15 protein-coding genes are annotated in these 14,003 nt (G+C 41.7%); 5 read left to right on the top strand and 10 right to left on the bottom strand.

Going from position 1 to position 14,003, the window contains the following annotated elements; genetic code table 11:
* Window positions 1-43 precede the first annotated feature (43 nt).
* The 3 genes from hppD (at window position 44) to LVD17_RS01820 (ending at window position 3,430) form a co-directional block, all read left to right on the top strand.
* Entirely contained in the window at window positions 44-1,180 is a 1,137-nt protein-coding gene (gene hppD, locus LVD17_RS01830; RefSeq protein ID WP_233764389.1) for a 4-hydroxyphenylpyruvate dioxygenase, read from the top strand.
* A 95-nt stretch (window positions 1,181-1,275) separates the two neighbouring features.
* Entirely contained in the window at window positions 1,276-2,547 is a 1,272-nt protein-coding gene (gene fahA, locus LVD17_RS01825) for a fumarylacetoacetase (RefSeq protein ID WP_233764387.1), read from the top strand.
* 1 nt (window position 2,548) lies between these two features.
* Entirely contained in the window at window positions 2,549-3,430 is an 882-nt protein-coding gene (locus tag LVD17_RS01820) for a flavin reductase family protein (protein WP_233764385.1), read from the top strand.
* Between the two features lie 136 nt (window positions 3,431-3,566).
* Here LVD17_RS01820 and LVD17_RS01815 read toward each other — a convergent pair whose 3' ends face one another.
* The 10 genes from LVD17_RS01815 to LVD17_RS01770 form a co-directional block, all read right to left on the bottom strand.
* On the bottom strand, window positions 3,567-4,325 hold the full coding sequence (locus LVD17_RS01815) for an NYN domain-containing protein (RefSeq protein WP_233764384.1): 759 nt from the start codon (window positions 4,323-4,325) through the stop codon (window positions 3,567-3,569).
* A gap of 75 nt (window positions 4,326-4,400) precedes the next feature.
* Window positions 4,401-4,796, bottom strand: a complete 396-nt coding sequence (locus LVD17_RS01810; protein WP_233764383.1) for a VOC family protein — start codon at window positions 4,794-4,796, stop codon at window positions 4,401-4,403.
* Window positions 4,797-4,807: 11 nt separating this feature from the next.
* On the bottom strand, window positions 4,808-5,485 hold the full coding sequence (locus LVD17_RS01805) for a hypothetical protein (protein WP_233764382.1): 678 nt from the start codon (window positions 5,483-5,485) through the stop codon (window positions 4,808-4,810).
* A 431-nt stretch (window positions 5,486-5,916) separates the two neighbouring features.
* Window positions 5,917-6,669: a DUF1835 domain-containing protein gene (locus LVD17_RS01800; RefSeq protein WP_233764381.1), complete on the bottom strand. Its 753-nt coding sequence runs from the start codon at window positions 6,667-6,669 to the stop codon at window positions 5,917-5,919.
* Entirely contained in the window at window positions 6,638-7,111 is a 474-nt protein-coding gene (locus LVD17_RS01795) for a hypothetical protein (RefSeq protein WP_233764380.1), read from the bottom strand. Before LVD17_RS01795 ends, LVD17_RS01800 begins: the two co-directional genes overlap by 32 nt.
* Window positions 7,104-7,652, bottom strand: coding sequence for a MepB family protein (locus LVD17_RS01790; protein WP_233764379.1), 549 nt, complete (start codon window positions 7,650-7,652; stop codon window positions 7,104-7,106). The genes LVD17_RS01795 and LVD17_RS01790 overlap by 8 nt, the downstream gene beginning before the upstream one ends.
* Before the next feature lie 7 nt (window positions 7,653-7,659).
* Window positions 7,660-8,490 (bottom strand): rhomboid family protein, encoded by an 831-nt coding sequence (locus LVD17_RS01785; protein ID WP_233764378.1) that lies wholly within the window; start codon window positions 8,488-8,490, stop codon window positions 7,660-7,662.
* Between the two features lie 264 nt (window positions 8,491-8,754).
* Entirely contained in the window at window positions 8,755-9,198 is a 444-nt protein-coding gene (locus tag LVD17_RS01780; RefSeq protein WP_233764377.1) for a DinB family protein, read from the bottom strand.
* 334 nt (window positions 9,199-9,532) lie between these two features.
* Window positions 9,533-10,678, bottom strand: coding sequence for an epoxide hydrolase family protein (locus LVD17_RS01775; RefSeq protein ID WP_233764375.1), 1,146 nt, complete (start codon window positions 10,676-10,678; stop codon window positions 9,533-9,535).
* 65 nt (window positions 10,679-10,743) lie between these two features.
* Window positions 10,744-11,595, bottom strand: coding sequence for a helix-turn-helix domain-containing protein (locus LVD17_RS01770; protein ID WP_233764373.1), 852 nt, complete (start codon window positions 11,593-11,595; stop codon window positions 10,744-10,746).
* A gap of 206 nt (window positions 11,596-11,801) precedes the next feature.
* On the opposite strand from LVD17_RS01770, the gene LVD17_RS01765 reads away from it, so the two are divergent.
* Window positions 11,802-12,905, top strand: coding sequence for a BamA/TamA family outer membrane protein (locus LVD17_RS01765; protein ID WP_233764372.1), 1,104 nt, complete (start codon window positions 11,802-11,804; stop codon window positions 12,903-12,905).
* Window positions 12,906-13,440: 535 nt separating this feature from the next.
* The gene (locus tag LVD17_RS01760; protein WP_233764366.1) at window positions 13,441-13,953 is read left to right on the top strand and encodes a DUF2911 domain-containing protein; all 513 of its coding nucleotides are present in this window, start codon (window positions 13,441-13,443) and stop codon (window positions 13,951-13,953) included.
* Window positions 13,954-14,003 lie beyond the last annotated feature (50 nt).

The following is a 14,003-nucleotide window of genomic DNA, read 5'->3' as shown; positions in this document are numbered from 1 at the left end:
GGACTCAACTACAAAATAAGTTGGAATATTAAACCTCGAAAAAATGTCACAAGTAGAAAACACTGAAATAAAGAAGATTTTCAAAGACGCAGAAGACTTCCTCCCACTTAATGGTACAGACTATGTCGAACTGATAGTAGGCAATGCCAAACAGGCAGCGCATTTTTACAAGACGGCTTTTGGCTTTCAGTCGCTGGCTTATTCAGGGCTGGAGACTGGTGTGAAGGACAAAGCTTCATATGTGCTGGTGCAGGATAAGATCCGTCTGGTATTGACCACTCCTTTGGGACAGGGGGGCGAGTATAACAAGCATCTGGACCAGCATGGCGATGGTGTAAAGGTTGTCGCCCTTTGGGTAGATGATGCTACCAAATCATGGAAAGAGACTACTGCCAGAGGCGCTAAGTCATATATGGAGCCTACAAAAGTGGAGGATGAAAACGGGCACATCATCAAATCCGGTATTCATACTTATGGTGACACCATACATATTTTCATTGAGCGCAAAAACTACAATGGCGTGTTTTTGCCCGGCTATAAGAAGTGGGAAACTGTCTACAACCCTGAGCCTGTAGGGCTTCGCTATATAGACCATATGGTAGGTAATGTAGGCTGGAATGAAATGAATAAATGGGTAAACTTTTATAAGGATGTCATGGGGTTTGCCCAGTTGGTATCTTTTGATGATAAAGATATTTCTACTGACTACACTGCCTTGATGAGTAAGGTAATGACCAACGGCAACGGTAGGATCAAATTCCCAATCAATGAGCCGGCTGAGGGCAAGAAAAAATCCCAGATTGAAGAATACCTTGACTTCTATAATGGTTCCGGTGTGCAGCACATTGCCGTAGCCACCAACAACATTATAGAAACAGTAACAGCATTGAGAGACAGAGGGGTAGAGTTTCTTAGAGTGCCAACTACATACTACGATACTGTGCTGGACAGGGTAGGAGAGATCGATGAGGATCTGGATCCGCTAAAAGAGCTTGGAATACTGATTGACAGGGATGATGAAGGTTATCTGCTGCAAATCTTTACCAAGCCGGTATGTGACAGGCCTACTTTGTTTTTTGAAATTATCCAGCGAAAGGGTGCTAAGTCTTTTGGAAAAGGTAATTTTAAGGCCTTGTTTGAAGCCATAGAAAGAGAGCAGGAGCTGAGAGGTACACTGTAATTTATAACTGTAATAAACACCCTCGATCCCCTTTCCTTAACAAAGAAGGGGATTTTGGTTGTTTTGTTGAATTCAAAAAAACCGTTTTAATAAATATGATAAAAGCGAACGACCCATCTCTGAAATCGTGGGTGGAAGTACCGGAAAATTCTGATTTTCCTATACAAAACCTACCTTTTGGTATTTTTAAAACCGATTATATGGAGGCGGGTGCAGGAGTCGCCATTGGCGATTATATCCTCGACCTTACATACTTGCATGAAAATGGCTTTTTAGATGGGCTTGGATTGCCTTCGGGTGTGTTCAATCACCATTATCTCAATCATTTTATTGGCCTGGGCAAGGAGAAGACCCGCGAGGTCCGCAACAGGATCTCCGAACTGCTTGAGGCTGGTAACGATGAATTGCGTGACAATAAGCCAGCCAGGGAAATAGCACTTGTGCCTATGGATGAGGCTGAAATGCTGATGCCGGTGAAGGTGCCCAACTATACTGACTTTTATAGCAGTGAAGAGCATGCGACTAATGTCGGTACCATGTTCCGTGATCCGGACAATGCTTTGCTGCCAAACTGGAAGCACATCCCAGTAGGCTATCATGGCCGGGCTTCTTCTATTGTAGCTTCGGGTGTGGATATTCATCGTCCGAAAGGGCAAACCAAAGCCCCGGATGCAGATAAGCCGTCTTTTGGTCCGTGTAAAAGACTTGATTTTGAACTTGAAATGGCCTTCATTACCTGCAAGGAAAATGGCCTCGGCAACAGTATACCTACAGGCAAAGCTGAAGATTTTATATTTGGTTTTGTGCTGTTCAACGACTGGTCAGCGCGTGACATCCAGGTATGGGAATATGTGCCATTAGGCCCCTTCCTAGCTAAAAACTTTGCTTCATCTATTTCTCCATGGATTGTTACCATGGATGCCCTTGAACCTTTCAGGACCAAAGGCCCTGAGCAGAAGCCGGAAGTACTTCCATACCTTGAAGTAAAAGGTGCTAAAAACTTTGATATCAACCTCCAGGTGTTGTTACAACCGGAGGGTGGTGAAGAAAATGCGATCTGTAACAGTAATTTCAAATACATGTACTGGAATGTGAACCAACAACTGGCACATCATACCATAAATGGTTGCAACATCCAGGTAGGTGATATGTATGCCTCAGGTACTATCAGCGGGCCTACACCGGACTCATACGGATCAATGCTTGAACTGGCCTGGAAGGGTACAAAGCCTATTAAACTTTCTGATGGCTCAGAGAGGAAGTTTCTCGAAGATGGTGATACCATTATCATGAGAGGATATGCCGAAAAAGATGGCTTGAGAATAGGTTTTGGAGAAGTGAAATCAAAAGTTTTACCTGCAAAATAATATGTTGAGAATAGATCCTAAAGAAGTATCTGTTGGAAAAATGCATGGCTATTTGCTAGGCGCCGTGGCACCCAGACCGATTGCATTTGCCAGCACCATAGATAAAGAAGGCAATGTAAACCTCAGTCCCTTTAGCTTTTTCAATTGCTTTAGTGCCAACCCGCCCATATTGGTATTTTCTCCGGCCAGAAGAGGTCGTGACAATACCACCAAGCATACCTATGAAAATGTGCTTGAAGTAAAAGAGGTTGTGATCAACATTGTTAACTATGACATGGTGGAGCAGATGTCCCTGGCCAGTACGGAGTATGGTAAAGGGGTTAATGAGTTTGAAAAAGCTGGCCTTACTCCTGTAGCTTCTGAGATCGTAGGGCCTCCGAGAGTGGGCGAAGCCCCTGCAGCTTTTGAGTGTAAAGTAATAGAAGTGAAGCCATTGGGTAGCGAAGGTGGCGCAGGTAATCTAGTAATCTGTGAAGTACTGCTGGCCCATATTAAAGATGAAATACTTGACGAAAATCAGGTAATAGACCCCTTTAAGCTGGATGCAGTGGCCCGAATGGGGGGTAACTGGTACTGCAGGGCACAGGGCGAATCTATTTTTGAAATCCCAAAACCATTGACTACTCTTGGTATGGGTGTAGATCAGATCCCTGAGCGGATCAGGTATAGCAAAGTGCTTACCGGTAACAACCTGGGACGCCTGGGCAATACCGAAGTGCTGCCTACTGACGATGAAGTGAAGGCTTATGCGGTTAATGAAGAAGTAGGAAAGATATTGACAGGTTCATCAGATGTTGAAGGTGATTTACACAGGTTGGCTCAACAACATCTGGAAAATGGAAATGTCAAAACTGCCTGGAAAATTTTACTCCAGGACTATTAGACCTAAGGTCTGTTAAATCAAGACTTCTGAGGTTTTGGACTTCGGAAGTCTTTTTTTATGCAATTCTATTTTTCTGGTTTACTGCACTCTCGGTCTCTACATCCGGAGCGGCGATCTACATATGGTTTCGGGTCAGTTATTTGGACTTGCTCTTCATATTTTTCTTTACCCGGACATAGATCAGTTTGGTGCGTCCACCCGCTGTCTCTCGTTGCTCAACCTCAAAGTTTTTAATAGACTTAATAAGCGGTGTTAATTTCTGGAACCCGTAATTCCTCGAATCAAAATTTGGTTGCTTTTTTTGCAAAAGTCCACCAACATCACCTAAAAATGCCCATCCGTCTTCGTCTTCAAGATCAGAAATGGTGGAAGATATAAGCCGGATCTCTTTTTGGGTTATCTTATCTACATTACTTTTCTTCTGCGATGTTGTTTCAGAAACATCCGATGAACTTTCTTCCTGTTGGTTTTTAAGTATTTCTATGTATATAAATTTGTCGCAAGCTACAATGAAAGGATTCGGGGTCTTTTTTTCTCCTATGCCGAACACTTGCATTCCTGCTTCGCGTAACCTTGTAGCCAGCCGTGTGAAATCACTGTCGCTGGATACCAGGCAAAAACCATTGACCTTGCCCGAGTATAGGATATCCATGGCATCGATGATCATGGCAGAGTCTGTCGCATTTTTGCCCGTTGTATAACCATATTGTTGAATAGGAGTAATGGCATTCTCCAGAAGCAGATTTTTCCATCTGGAAAGGTTGGGTTTTGTCCAGTCCCCATAGATCCTTTTGATGGTTGGGTTACCATATTTGGCTATCTCCTCCATCATTTCTTTCAGGTAGGCAGAGGGTATGTTATCGCCATCAATAAGTACTGCAAGGTTTAGGTTCATAGTTTTTAATGTTCTGTCCCTTTTTGATGAAGAGGCACAAAATTAACGGTGTTTGCCTGGTTTAGTTATAGCATCTCATACATTTGCGGGCTCTATCAGGTCCCATAAGTTTCCATACAGGTCCTCAAATACAGCCACCGTACCATAGAGTTCTTTTGAAGGCCCTCTCACGATTTTAATATCATTTGTTAAAAGGTTCTGATAGTCCCTTTCAAAATCATCGGTATGCAGGAAAAGGAAAACCCGTCCACCGGTTTGGTTACCGATTCTTGATCTTTGTTCGTCATCAGCGCCCTTCGCCAGCAATAAGCTGCAATTGCCGGAGCCTTTTGGTTTTACAACTACCCATCTCTTGGTTTCACTCATTTTTGTGTCTTCGATCAGGTCGAAATGAAGCTTCCTGGTATAGAACTCAATGGCGGCATCATAATCTTCTACGACCAGAGCAATTTGAACAAGTCTTTGATTCATTTTATGGAAAGTTAATAGCTAATTCTCCCAAAGGTATCCGCTTTGATGAAAAAACCATTTTTAATGAGCATTTTAAATTCTTTCAGGGTTGGGTTGATCAGGTACTCGTCCTCACCAATTTTAATAAATTCAGTGATTTTGTAAAAATCTTTTAGTTCAGCTTGATATTTGATCTTCCCGTCACGGTTAGTTTCAGTTTTAAAGTTTCCCACAGACCAAATACAGATATCCCCGTTTTCAAACTTCTCTATGAGATAGGTGTTCCAAACTTCTTTGTTGTCCTCCCTTTCATTGAGTACCCAAAAGCGATCGTAGGCTTTGAGCACCAGCGAATCTGAGAGCACCTGCGATACACGGAGCATAACCTTGTAATGGAGCGTATCCTTGGTTATGTGATACTTAAATCCCGTTTTATATAGTGAAGACTTATCGTAAATAAGGCTGTCCTTTACTGTAACGGAAGAGGAAGAGTTGATTTCGGCCTGAGTAATAGATCTATCAAAGAGATCAGTATAAGTAAATTCAAGCTCCTTAATATAGAAGGTGTCATTGTCAGCCAGATAAGCACCCCTGATATCTTTCGGGAAAGCTGTTAACGCTTTAGCCCCCAGAGGCTGAGGTTGCTCAAAATATATTCTGGTGCAACTACAGGTGAGTATAATTGCGAATAGAAAAAGACATGGTTTCATATCAGGTCATTAAATAAGGGCACATTACAAGATACGGTTTTTATTTCAGAGTAAGTATCAGGCCGTTTTAATCGTCATTGCGACGACGGTAGGAGGAAGCAATCCCCTGTTCCGAAGGGTGAACTGATCGATAATTCGGATTGAGTTTGTCATTCATAATAAGGGTATTGCTTCTTCGCTTCCCGATAGCTTTCGGGACAAGCTGTACCTCGCTTATCGCAATGACGGTCAATTTGAACGGTTTGCTCAGATCACAACACCAGCAACTGCAATCACTACATTAGTCATCCGATGAATTTACCTAAATATGAAATGCTATCTGAACGGTTATTACATACTAACCTCGAAATTCAACAGATGACTTTAGTCACAATTCACCGATTACCAAAACACCGACCACCGATAACTTCTGCGGTGACCCGTAAGGCATGCTAACCGCTGTCACCCTCAGCGACAACCTCATCAAATAGCCTCTTCACCTGCAGGTCTCCATAGCCATAAATGCTTTCTCGTTTGCAAAACTCCTGGAAAATGGTTCCAAAATTATTTGTTTGCAGCTCAGTCATTATTGTTTTTAATGAAGCTTTTGGCCTTCCGGGAAAATCACCCTGAGGTTGCCGGTCGATGTGGGCTTGTACGGCATTTTTAATAAAAGGATATTTTGATTCCAGCTCCCCGGCTAATTGTAACAGGTTCGTGGAGTCATTAGCTTTATAAGCCTCCCAAAGCTGTGCTATTTTACCGGTCTCCGTAATAGTGAACCTTTCTTTAAAAGCCACCTTTAGGGCAGCGGTGTCCAGCCCTCCAAAGCCATACCGGTTGTGGTGTGGAGGCCTGACCAAGAAAAGCTGAATGTTCTTCTGAAACAACAGGCTGGTAGCAAACCAAAAATTTACCTGACAAAACAGGTCATCTTCAAACCACAAGGTTACGTCACTATTATCGGGTATTGCCGGTATTTTTTCCAGCTCAGGCACTGTTTTGTCATAATAAGCACTTTCTGAGATGTCGGAATCGAGCTTGGATATAAATTTTGCTCTGACAGTGTAAAATTCATCAGGAGTCTTGCCATGAACAGGACCATCCATAAGACATTCCCTTAGTACAATGATATCTCCCGGTAAGTCGGCAGGAAATTGCTCTTTTAGAGAGTCACCGTTGAGTATGTGGTATCTTTTTAGCATTTAGACATGTATTCTTGATTAACTCTCTCAATTCTCGTGTAATTGGGTGAGTCGAAAATATAGAAGTTGGGTCGGTTGAAGGCATAAACATAACTACTTTGCCAAACGGGGTTTCCGTTCTGAAGGTTATCCAAATAGGATGATAGTTTAATAACCAGGTATCATCTACCTCTTGCAAATCTGTAATTGGTACCTGAATGGTTTTAATATAATTCGATATGTAAATGTATTGATTGTCAATGGATACTCTTTTTAATCGCACTAATCCCATATAGATAAGCGGACTGAAAACTAATAATGCCAGAAAAGCGCCAAGTACTCCATCATATTGTCCGCTTGATGTCAGCCCGATAATAGCACCTGTAATACCTGTAACGAAGAGTCCGGGTAATATTACTTTGGCAATGAATGTCAGATTAGAGGATAGTTGTTTTTTATACATTGATCAGAAGGGATAATAACAAAACTACTGATAATCTGTTGATTATGGTCTTGTTGCTATAGAATTCCATTACTCTTTCTAAATCAGGTAAACGGTTTATATTCAAAAAATACTCCAACTGCCATTTTTGGGTCTGCTTTGCTTGTTCGCTTTTCACTTCGTCCCAGGGTGGATAAACCCTGATAGCCCTTTTACCTTCTTTCGCGTCTGTTGAAACCATTCCTTTTTTGATCAGCACCGATTTTGGGAACACAAATTGCCCCAACTTACCTTCGTATTCAACATTCACCATATAAAAATCGAAGGCATCGGTTTCATGGAAAGGTTCGATAGGTCCATTGTCCTTTCTTTTCCAAAAGGTAACGAATTGCCCGGTTTTTTTTGGTGCTACCTTCGCACTTCTGCAAATGATGCTTAGCCCATTAAGTTTAAACCGGCAGGCATCGTACTCTTTGCTTTCCGGTTCGTCACGATAACCGGTCACCTGTAGTGAGCATTGGTCATAAACCTTGTTTTTGAGATCAGTGAGCAGTCTGTTCAAACCTGGATCATTTTAATTCTTTTCCTGATAACTCTTCAAGCTTCTTCCTTTCCCGGGCAGTTAATGAGTCTATTCCCTGACTGCTTATTTTATCCAGCAAATCATTAAGCTCTTCCTCCGGGCTCTTATGAGGTTCAAAAGCCTTTTTTTTCGTTTTTATAAATGGCTTTAAAGATGCACTTTCAACCAGCAAATATTCAGGGTTCCTGTAAACAAATATGAGAAAAATGAGACAGGGAGCCATCAATAGAATAAATATCCAGTAGTTGATAGACAATAGCTCAGGGTCAATGACTATGGTGGTGACCATGCCTGAAATGGCACCTCCCAGATGTGCATCATGGCCAATGTTATCGCTACCCTTTTTAATGCCCCAGACAGTATATGCAACGAAGGCAATGCCAAATGCCCATGCGGGGAAGCCGTAAGGGATAAATAGAAGGGATACTTCAGAAGTGGGAGAGATCAATATGGTGGAGAAAACAATTCCGGAAATAGCTCCGGAAGCACCCAGGGCGCGGTAATCGCTGTGGTTTCGATGAAAATACAAACTGAGTAATCCACCTCCAATTAAGCTGATAAGGTATATTGAAATGAAGTTTTTGATACCATAGACTACCAATATAAACCCACCAAAAGATGACAGAGCCAGCATGTTAAATATCAAATGATACCAGTCGCCATGCAAAAAGGCAGAAGTAAAAACCCTGTAGTACTCCTTGTGTATGAGGATGTGATCAACATCAAAAATGTACTTTTCCCGAAAAGTCGTATCTCTAAAGCCCTGATAAGTAACCAGAAATATGATAGCAATCAAAAGGTAAATAACTGATTCCATTCGGGAGCGGATTAAAAAATCAATTTAATACTTTTTTGTGATAAAAATGTTGCTTTTGTAGAGCTATGATGAACAACCTTCTTATTTTATTTTTTACGTATCAGTAGTGAATGCTTATCAAGGAGAGTCAACTGCAATACAATTCTTTTTCAACCACCATTTCCGGGTGGAGTCTCTTGGCAAAGGACTCCGGGTCAATACGGACACGCTAAAAGTAGGAAACAGATATTTTTGTCGTGGTGAATCTGCTATAAAAGTCATCTTTTAAACCATGATCTGCTTAAGATGATACTCCAGGTGATCAATATAATCATCGATCAGAAATCTCAAATCATTCTCTTCTCCATTGGGCAATAAGAGCGAATAATTTAATGATACTTCTGTTTGCTGTTTTATTATTTCTTTTATCCTTGTATTTAAGGCTAGCCAAACATTAAGCAACTCACTAATATCAGCACTTTGGTATGCATTGGCTTTGACTAGCAGGTCTTGCTCGTAAGGCCTTACCTGATAAGGCTGTTTTGAGAACTGGATTTCAGTAAAGCGCTGTAAATTATTAATAGCGGAATCTATGAGGTGCCCCAGTATTTCTTTTTTTGACCACTTAACAGGAGAGGGTTTGATATCAAATTGTGAAAGCGAATTACTTGTGATGTAATTGGAGGCTTCGGTTAGCAGTTGCTCAAGTCGGAGTGTCGTCTGGTGCATATTTTAAAATTATTAAGAAAGGTTGAATGTAAACTATGAAATTATGGGGAAAGCAAAAATAGCCAAAGATTTTAGAAAGGAGTGAACTCCTTGGCTTTTACGGAGGATCATATTGCTTCACTTTCCGACGGACCTATTGCAAACGCCTTCGTGTCAAATTTTACTTCCCAGCGGAGTCGCTTGGCAAAGACTTCGCGTCAATCCTGGTACCGTAGAATTAGGAGAGACTGAGTTACTGTTAGAAATGAAGGTCATCCGATGAGTTTACCTGGTAGTGGGTGATATAGCACTGGCACACTCTGTTTGCACGCTCACCGGACGACTTATTCAGAACTTATACTATATCCGCCGGTACCGTTTTTGCAATTTCAGAAAAATAATCACGAAGCTCTGCGGCAAATGCTTCTGGTTGCTCCATGGCTGCAAAGTGGCCACCTTTGTTCATTATTTTGAAATTTTGAACATTAGCCATACGCTCCGCCCATGCTTTAGGGAACTGAGCTTCCTTAGGAAAAAGAGATACACCTGTAGGTACTTCAACATGCTGAGATGACTGTAGACCGCCCATGTATCCGGCACGGGCATTTTCTGCGTAAGTTCTTATCGATGAGTTGACAGACTGACTTACCCAATAGATCATAATATTTGTGATTAACTCATCTTTGGTAAAGCAGTTTTCAAGGTCACCGTCATTGTCGCTCCATGCGTAGAATTTTTCGATGATCCATGAAGCCAGACCCACCGGGCTATCGTTGAGCCCGTAACCTAAGGTTTGAGGTTTTGTGGACTGGATCATGTTAAACGCCCCCTCAGTAAAGAACCACTGTTGGATCTGTTGCCCGAATTGTTGCTCGGCAGCAGTCATTGTGCTCCAGTCTTCGCTGCCATTCGGATAACCTACATCGGTTAAATGTATAGCCTTAACCCTTTCCGGGAATTGTACTGCCAGGGATTTAGTGATCAAGGTTCCCATATCACCACCGGCTGCAAAATAGTTGTTGTACCCCAGTACGTCAGTCATCAGCTTATTGAAAAGTTCTGCCGTTTTATCGCTGTTTAAAGCAGTTTGTTGCGAAAACCCAAATCCTGGTATTGAAGGGATTACAAGGTCAAAAGCCTGTCCTCCGGCTGTGGGATTAGTTAGTAGCGGTATAATTTTCAAAAAACGATAAAATGAATCAGGCCACCCATGGCTCAGTATCAGTGGCGTGTTTTTCTCACCTTTCCCTTTTATGTGAATGAAGTGAATGGTTACACCTTCAATATCGGTTTTGTATTGAGGGAATTGGTTGATCTCAGCTTCATGCTTTCTCCAGTCATACTCATTTTGCCAATATGTTACCAGGCTTCGGAGGTATTGTGGGTTGGTACCGAAATTCCAGCCTGCATTATCAGGCTCGTCAGTCCATCGGGTTTGCTTTAATCTAACTGATAGATCATTTAATACTTCCTGGGGTACGTTAATTTTAAAAGCTTTCATATCTGTTTTGATTATTTGTTTGATACAAAGCTAGTGACGCCATGGCAGCGGTCATTGTAAAAAATTTACCTCTCGCCACTGCCCGGTTTATCTTCCGGCGGGTTCAGGATCATATCAGATACTAAATTGTTTTCTTCCAGCATTTGCTGTGATTTAAGGTACTCCATCGGCTTTAAACCTGTAAAATGCGAGAAATCTTTAATCAGGTGAGCCTGGTCATAATAACCATGCCTATGTACTATGGTAAACCAGTCAATGCTGTCTTTGTGTTTCTGGATCTCATTTACCACCTGGTGGAACCGATAGATCCTTTGCAGGTATTTCGGAGAGAAGCCAGTATGTTTTTTCAGTAGGTGGATTACATGCTTTTGAGAGAAGCCTGACTTATGCATCAGCCAATCAATCGGCTTATCGATGTTCTGGCCTATAAACCTGACAATGTCATGTTCCATACTCTCGTCTACCGAATACTGCAAAAAGTACTGCTCTATCAGGTCAAATTTTGATGCGATGTCTGGCACACTCAGAAGTTGCTGATAAAAATCGCGGAAGGAGTTGCCCAAGATAGCTTCTGCTTCAATGCCCGCATGACCTATGGCGGTAACGGGTATTTTGGTGAGGGAAAAGAAACCTCCTGTAGTAAAGCGGATGCTGATAATTGTTGAGTTCAAATTGTTTTTGTACACTATTGCCTGCTTTTGTACCCCTGAGATCCAAGCGTGTTTCATTTCAATTTTGCTCCCTTTCTTGTCTGGAAATACCGTATTTAAAGTTTTGTCATTAAGCTCTATAACCAGGTTAATACCACCTTCCGGAAGTTCTTTGATATAAGGTACGGGTATTGATCCGCTTACATAAACGATATGTTGGATGAAATTTGATAATGGAAATTCAGGAATACGTTGGTGTACAAGCATAAATAGCAATTGGGCTTTGGTGCCGAAAACTTTAGCACCGGGCTTTTCATTTTTACGTTAAGAGACCTTGAGAGGTTCAAATTACCCATACTTTCACCTCATCAGGCAGAGTTACCAGCAAATAGTAACCAATTGCCACATTACCACAATTTGCGCTCTTCCCGAAAATACCTACTTTTAGCGGTTATAAGCTAAAAATAATATTGTTGAAACTACACAACCCATATCTTGTCTCAGTTCTTTTTGTTATTGTGGTGTTAACCACTTCACTGCCCTCAATGGGGCAGCAGTCCGATACTGTGCGGCGCCAGAAAAAACTGAAGATAACACCTCTTCCGGCCTTATTTTATACTCCAGAAACCCGGTTAGGTTTTGGAGGACTGGTGTCGGGTGTGTTTAACCTGGGAGACCGTAAGACAACCCGCAACTCCAATGCGGAAGTACTGGCGGCTTATACATTGAATAATCAGATTATTCTGCGTACCAGAAACAATCTCTTTACGAAAGATGAAAAGTATGCCCTTTCCGGAGAGCTGAGCTTTTACGACTTCCCGATACTTTACTACGGCGTGGGTAACGATACTGACAAAGACCTTGAAGAAGAGTTGGGCTATAAAGTCTTCATATTTCAGGAGCGTGTACTTCGGCAAGTCAGGAAATCTTTATTTATCGGTCCCCAGTACCGTTACAATTATCTGTATGACATCGAGTATGAGCCAGAAAACCTTGTTGATGATTCACCTTTCATCTACAGCGGAGCCGGCACCAATTCAGGTTTAGGGTTTTCCACAATATATGATACTCGTAATAATGTACTTAATGCTTCCAAAGGAGTTTTCCTCCAGTTTTCAACCTTCTTTCATGGAGAAGCTTTAGGAGGTGATTTTAATTTCAACAGATATACGGTAGACCTGCGAAGATACTGGATGCTTAAAAACGGAGATGTCATTGCGGCCCAGTACTTTGGTGAATTTAATACCGGGAAAATTCCTTTCCGTGAAATGGCGCAATTGGGCGGAGAGAATATTATGAGGGGTTACTATAATGGTCGTTTTCGCGATGACGAGCAAATGGCCGTGCAGGTTGAATATAGAAAACAGGTCATCCCCTGGCTTGGTTTTACGGCTTTTGGTGCTTATGGAGACGTATCAGACGATATAGGAAATTTCGAAATTGGCGACTTTAAGTATGCTGTTGGAGCCGGACTGCGCATTATGGTCAATAAAGCCGACAGACTCAATATCAGGATAGATTATGGTCTTGGGGATGACACCAGTGGGTTTTATTTTGCTATAGCCGAGGCTTTTTAATATACAAATAGTGAATATAACGTAACCTTTACATTTGTATGTCGTTTATTACTAATGGTTTACAGGTTGAAATTAAATGCTGATTATTGAAAATGCCGGACAAGTTCCCGGCATTTTCTTTTTAGCCTCTTATGCTCATTTCAAACTCAGGCTTGCAACATGAACCTCGCCATTGAAATCAGTAATTTCGGGATCAAACCTAAAGCCTGTGGAGTAAATGGATTGGAAAGTAAAACAAGTAATGTGAAACTTGCTGCTGAAAATCAGTAAACCGCGCTTATTGTTATATTATTTCCCTTTGCCTACTGCTATTAAAAATTGCCTGTTAGCAAAGATGCGAAAATTTTAAGGTCTTCCCGGAAATTCCGTTTGAACCCAATTTCGTTCCTATTGCCGGTTTAGTAGGTCGCTAACTGCTATTAAACAGCTTCAAAATGTCGTATATCATCATTAGTTCGACCTGGCCCGGTCTCTTCCCAACATTTTTCAACCGGACAACGTTAATCAGGTACATATTTTAACTAAATAACACATCATGAAAAAATACAACCTAACTTTCTTATTGGCTGTTATAGCCTTAATAGCTTCACCGCAGCTATTTGCACAAAAAAAGATGAAAAGTCCTCCGGCCCAGGCAAAAGGCCAGATCAGTGGGGCTAATGTAGTTATTGATTACCATCAGCCATCAGCCAATGGCAGGACAATATTGGGGGATTTGGTGCCATATGATGAGGTATGGAGAACGGGAGCCAACAATGCCACTACATTCGAAGTAGACAAAGATGTGAAAATAGAAGGGCAGACATTGCCAAAAGGTAAATATGCATTGTTTACTATACCGGGAAAGGATGAGTGGACGATCATCTTCAATAAAAACCATAACCAGTGGGGTTCTTCCAACTATGACGAAGCAGAAGATGCACTGAGAGTTAACGTGAAACCAACAAAAACCAGCAAGTTTGTAGAAACATTCACGATCAATCCCGAACAGGATGGAGTAGTCTTGTCATGGGAAAACACCAAAGTGAAGTTTAAAGTAGCAGATTAAATTCTTTCACCGATATTCGCAGCCGGATCAACCTTTGTTCCGGCTTTTTT

This window comes from Fulvivirga ulvae, assembly GCF_021389975.1.
GTDB lineage: Bacteria > Bacteroidota > Bacteroidia > Cytophagales > Cyclobacteriaceae > Fulvivirga > Fulvivirga ulvae.
This window is presented reverse-complemented; position numbering and strand designations above follow the sequence as displayed.

Bases quoted from the DNA above. Each gene is read 5' to 3' on its own strand.
- hppD (WP_233764389.1), top strand. From the start codon at position 44: ATGTCACAAGTAGAAAACACTGAAATAAAGAAGATTTTCAAAGACGCA.
- fahA (WP_233764387.1), top strand. From the start codon at position 1,276: ATGATAAAAGCGAACGACCCATCTCTGAAATCGTGGGTGGAAGTACCG.
- LVD17_RS01820 (WP_233764385.1), top strand. From the start codon at position 2,549: ATGTTGAGAATAGATCCTAAAGAAGTATCTGTTGGAAAAATGCATGGC.
- LVD17_RS01815 (WP_233764384.1), bottom strand. From the start codon at position 4,325: ATGAACCTAAACCTTGCAGTACTTATTGATGGCGATAACATACCCTCT.
- LVD17_RS01810 (WP_233764383.1), bottom strand. From the start codon at position 4,796: ATGAATCAAAGACTTGTTCAAATTGCTCTGGTCGTAGAAGATTATGAT.
- LVD17_RS01805 (WP_233764382.1), bottom strand. From the start codon at position 5,485: ATGAAACCATGTCTTTTTCTATTCGCAATTATACTCACCTGTAGTTGC.
- LVD17_RS01800 (WP_233764381.1), bottom strand. From the start codon at position 6,669: ATGCTAAAAAGATACCACATACTCAACGGTGACTCTCTAAAAGAGCAA.
- LVD17_RS01795 (WP_233764380.1), bottom strand. From the start codon at position 7,111: ATGTATAAAAAACAACTATCCTCTAATCTGACATTCATTGCCAAAGTA.
- LVD17_RS01785 (WP_233764378.1), bottom strand. From the start codon at position 8,490: ATGGAATCAGTTATTTACCTTTTGATTGCTATCATATTTCTGGTTACT.
- LVD17_RS01780 (WP_233764377.1), bottom strand. From the start codon at position 9,198: ATGCACCAGACGACACTCCGACTTGAGCAACTGCTAACCGAAGCCTCC.
- LVD17_RS01775 (WP_233764375.1), bottom strand. From the start codon at position 10,678: ATGAAAGCTTTTAAAATTAACGTACCCCAGGAAGTATTAAATGATCTA.
- LVD17_RS01770 (WP_233764373.1), bottom strand. From the start codon at position 11,595: ATGCTTGTACACCAACGTATTCCTGAATTTCCATTATCAAATTTCATC.
- LVD17_RS01760 (WP_233764366.1), top strand. From the start codon at position 13,441: ATGAAAAAATACAACCTAACTTTCTTATTGGCTGTTATAGCCTTAATA.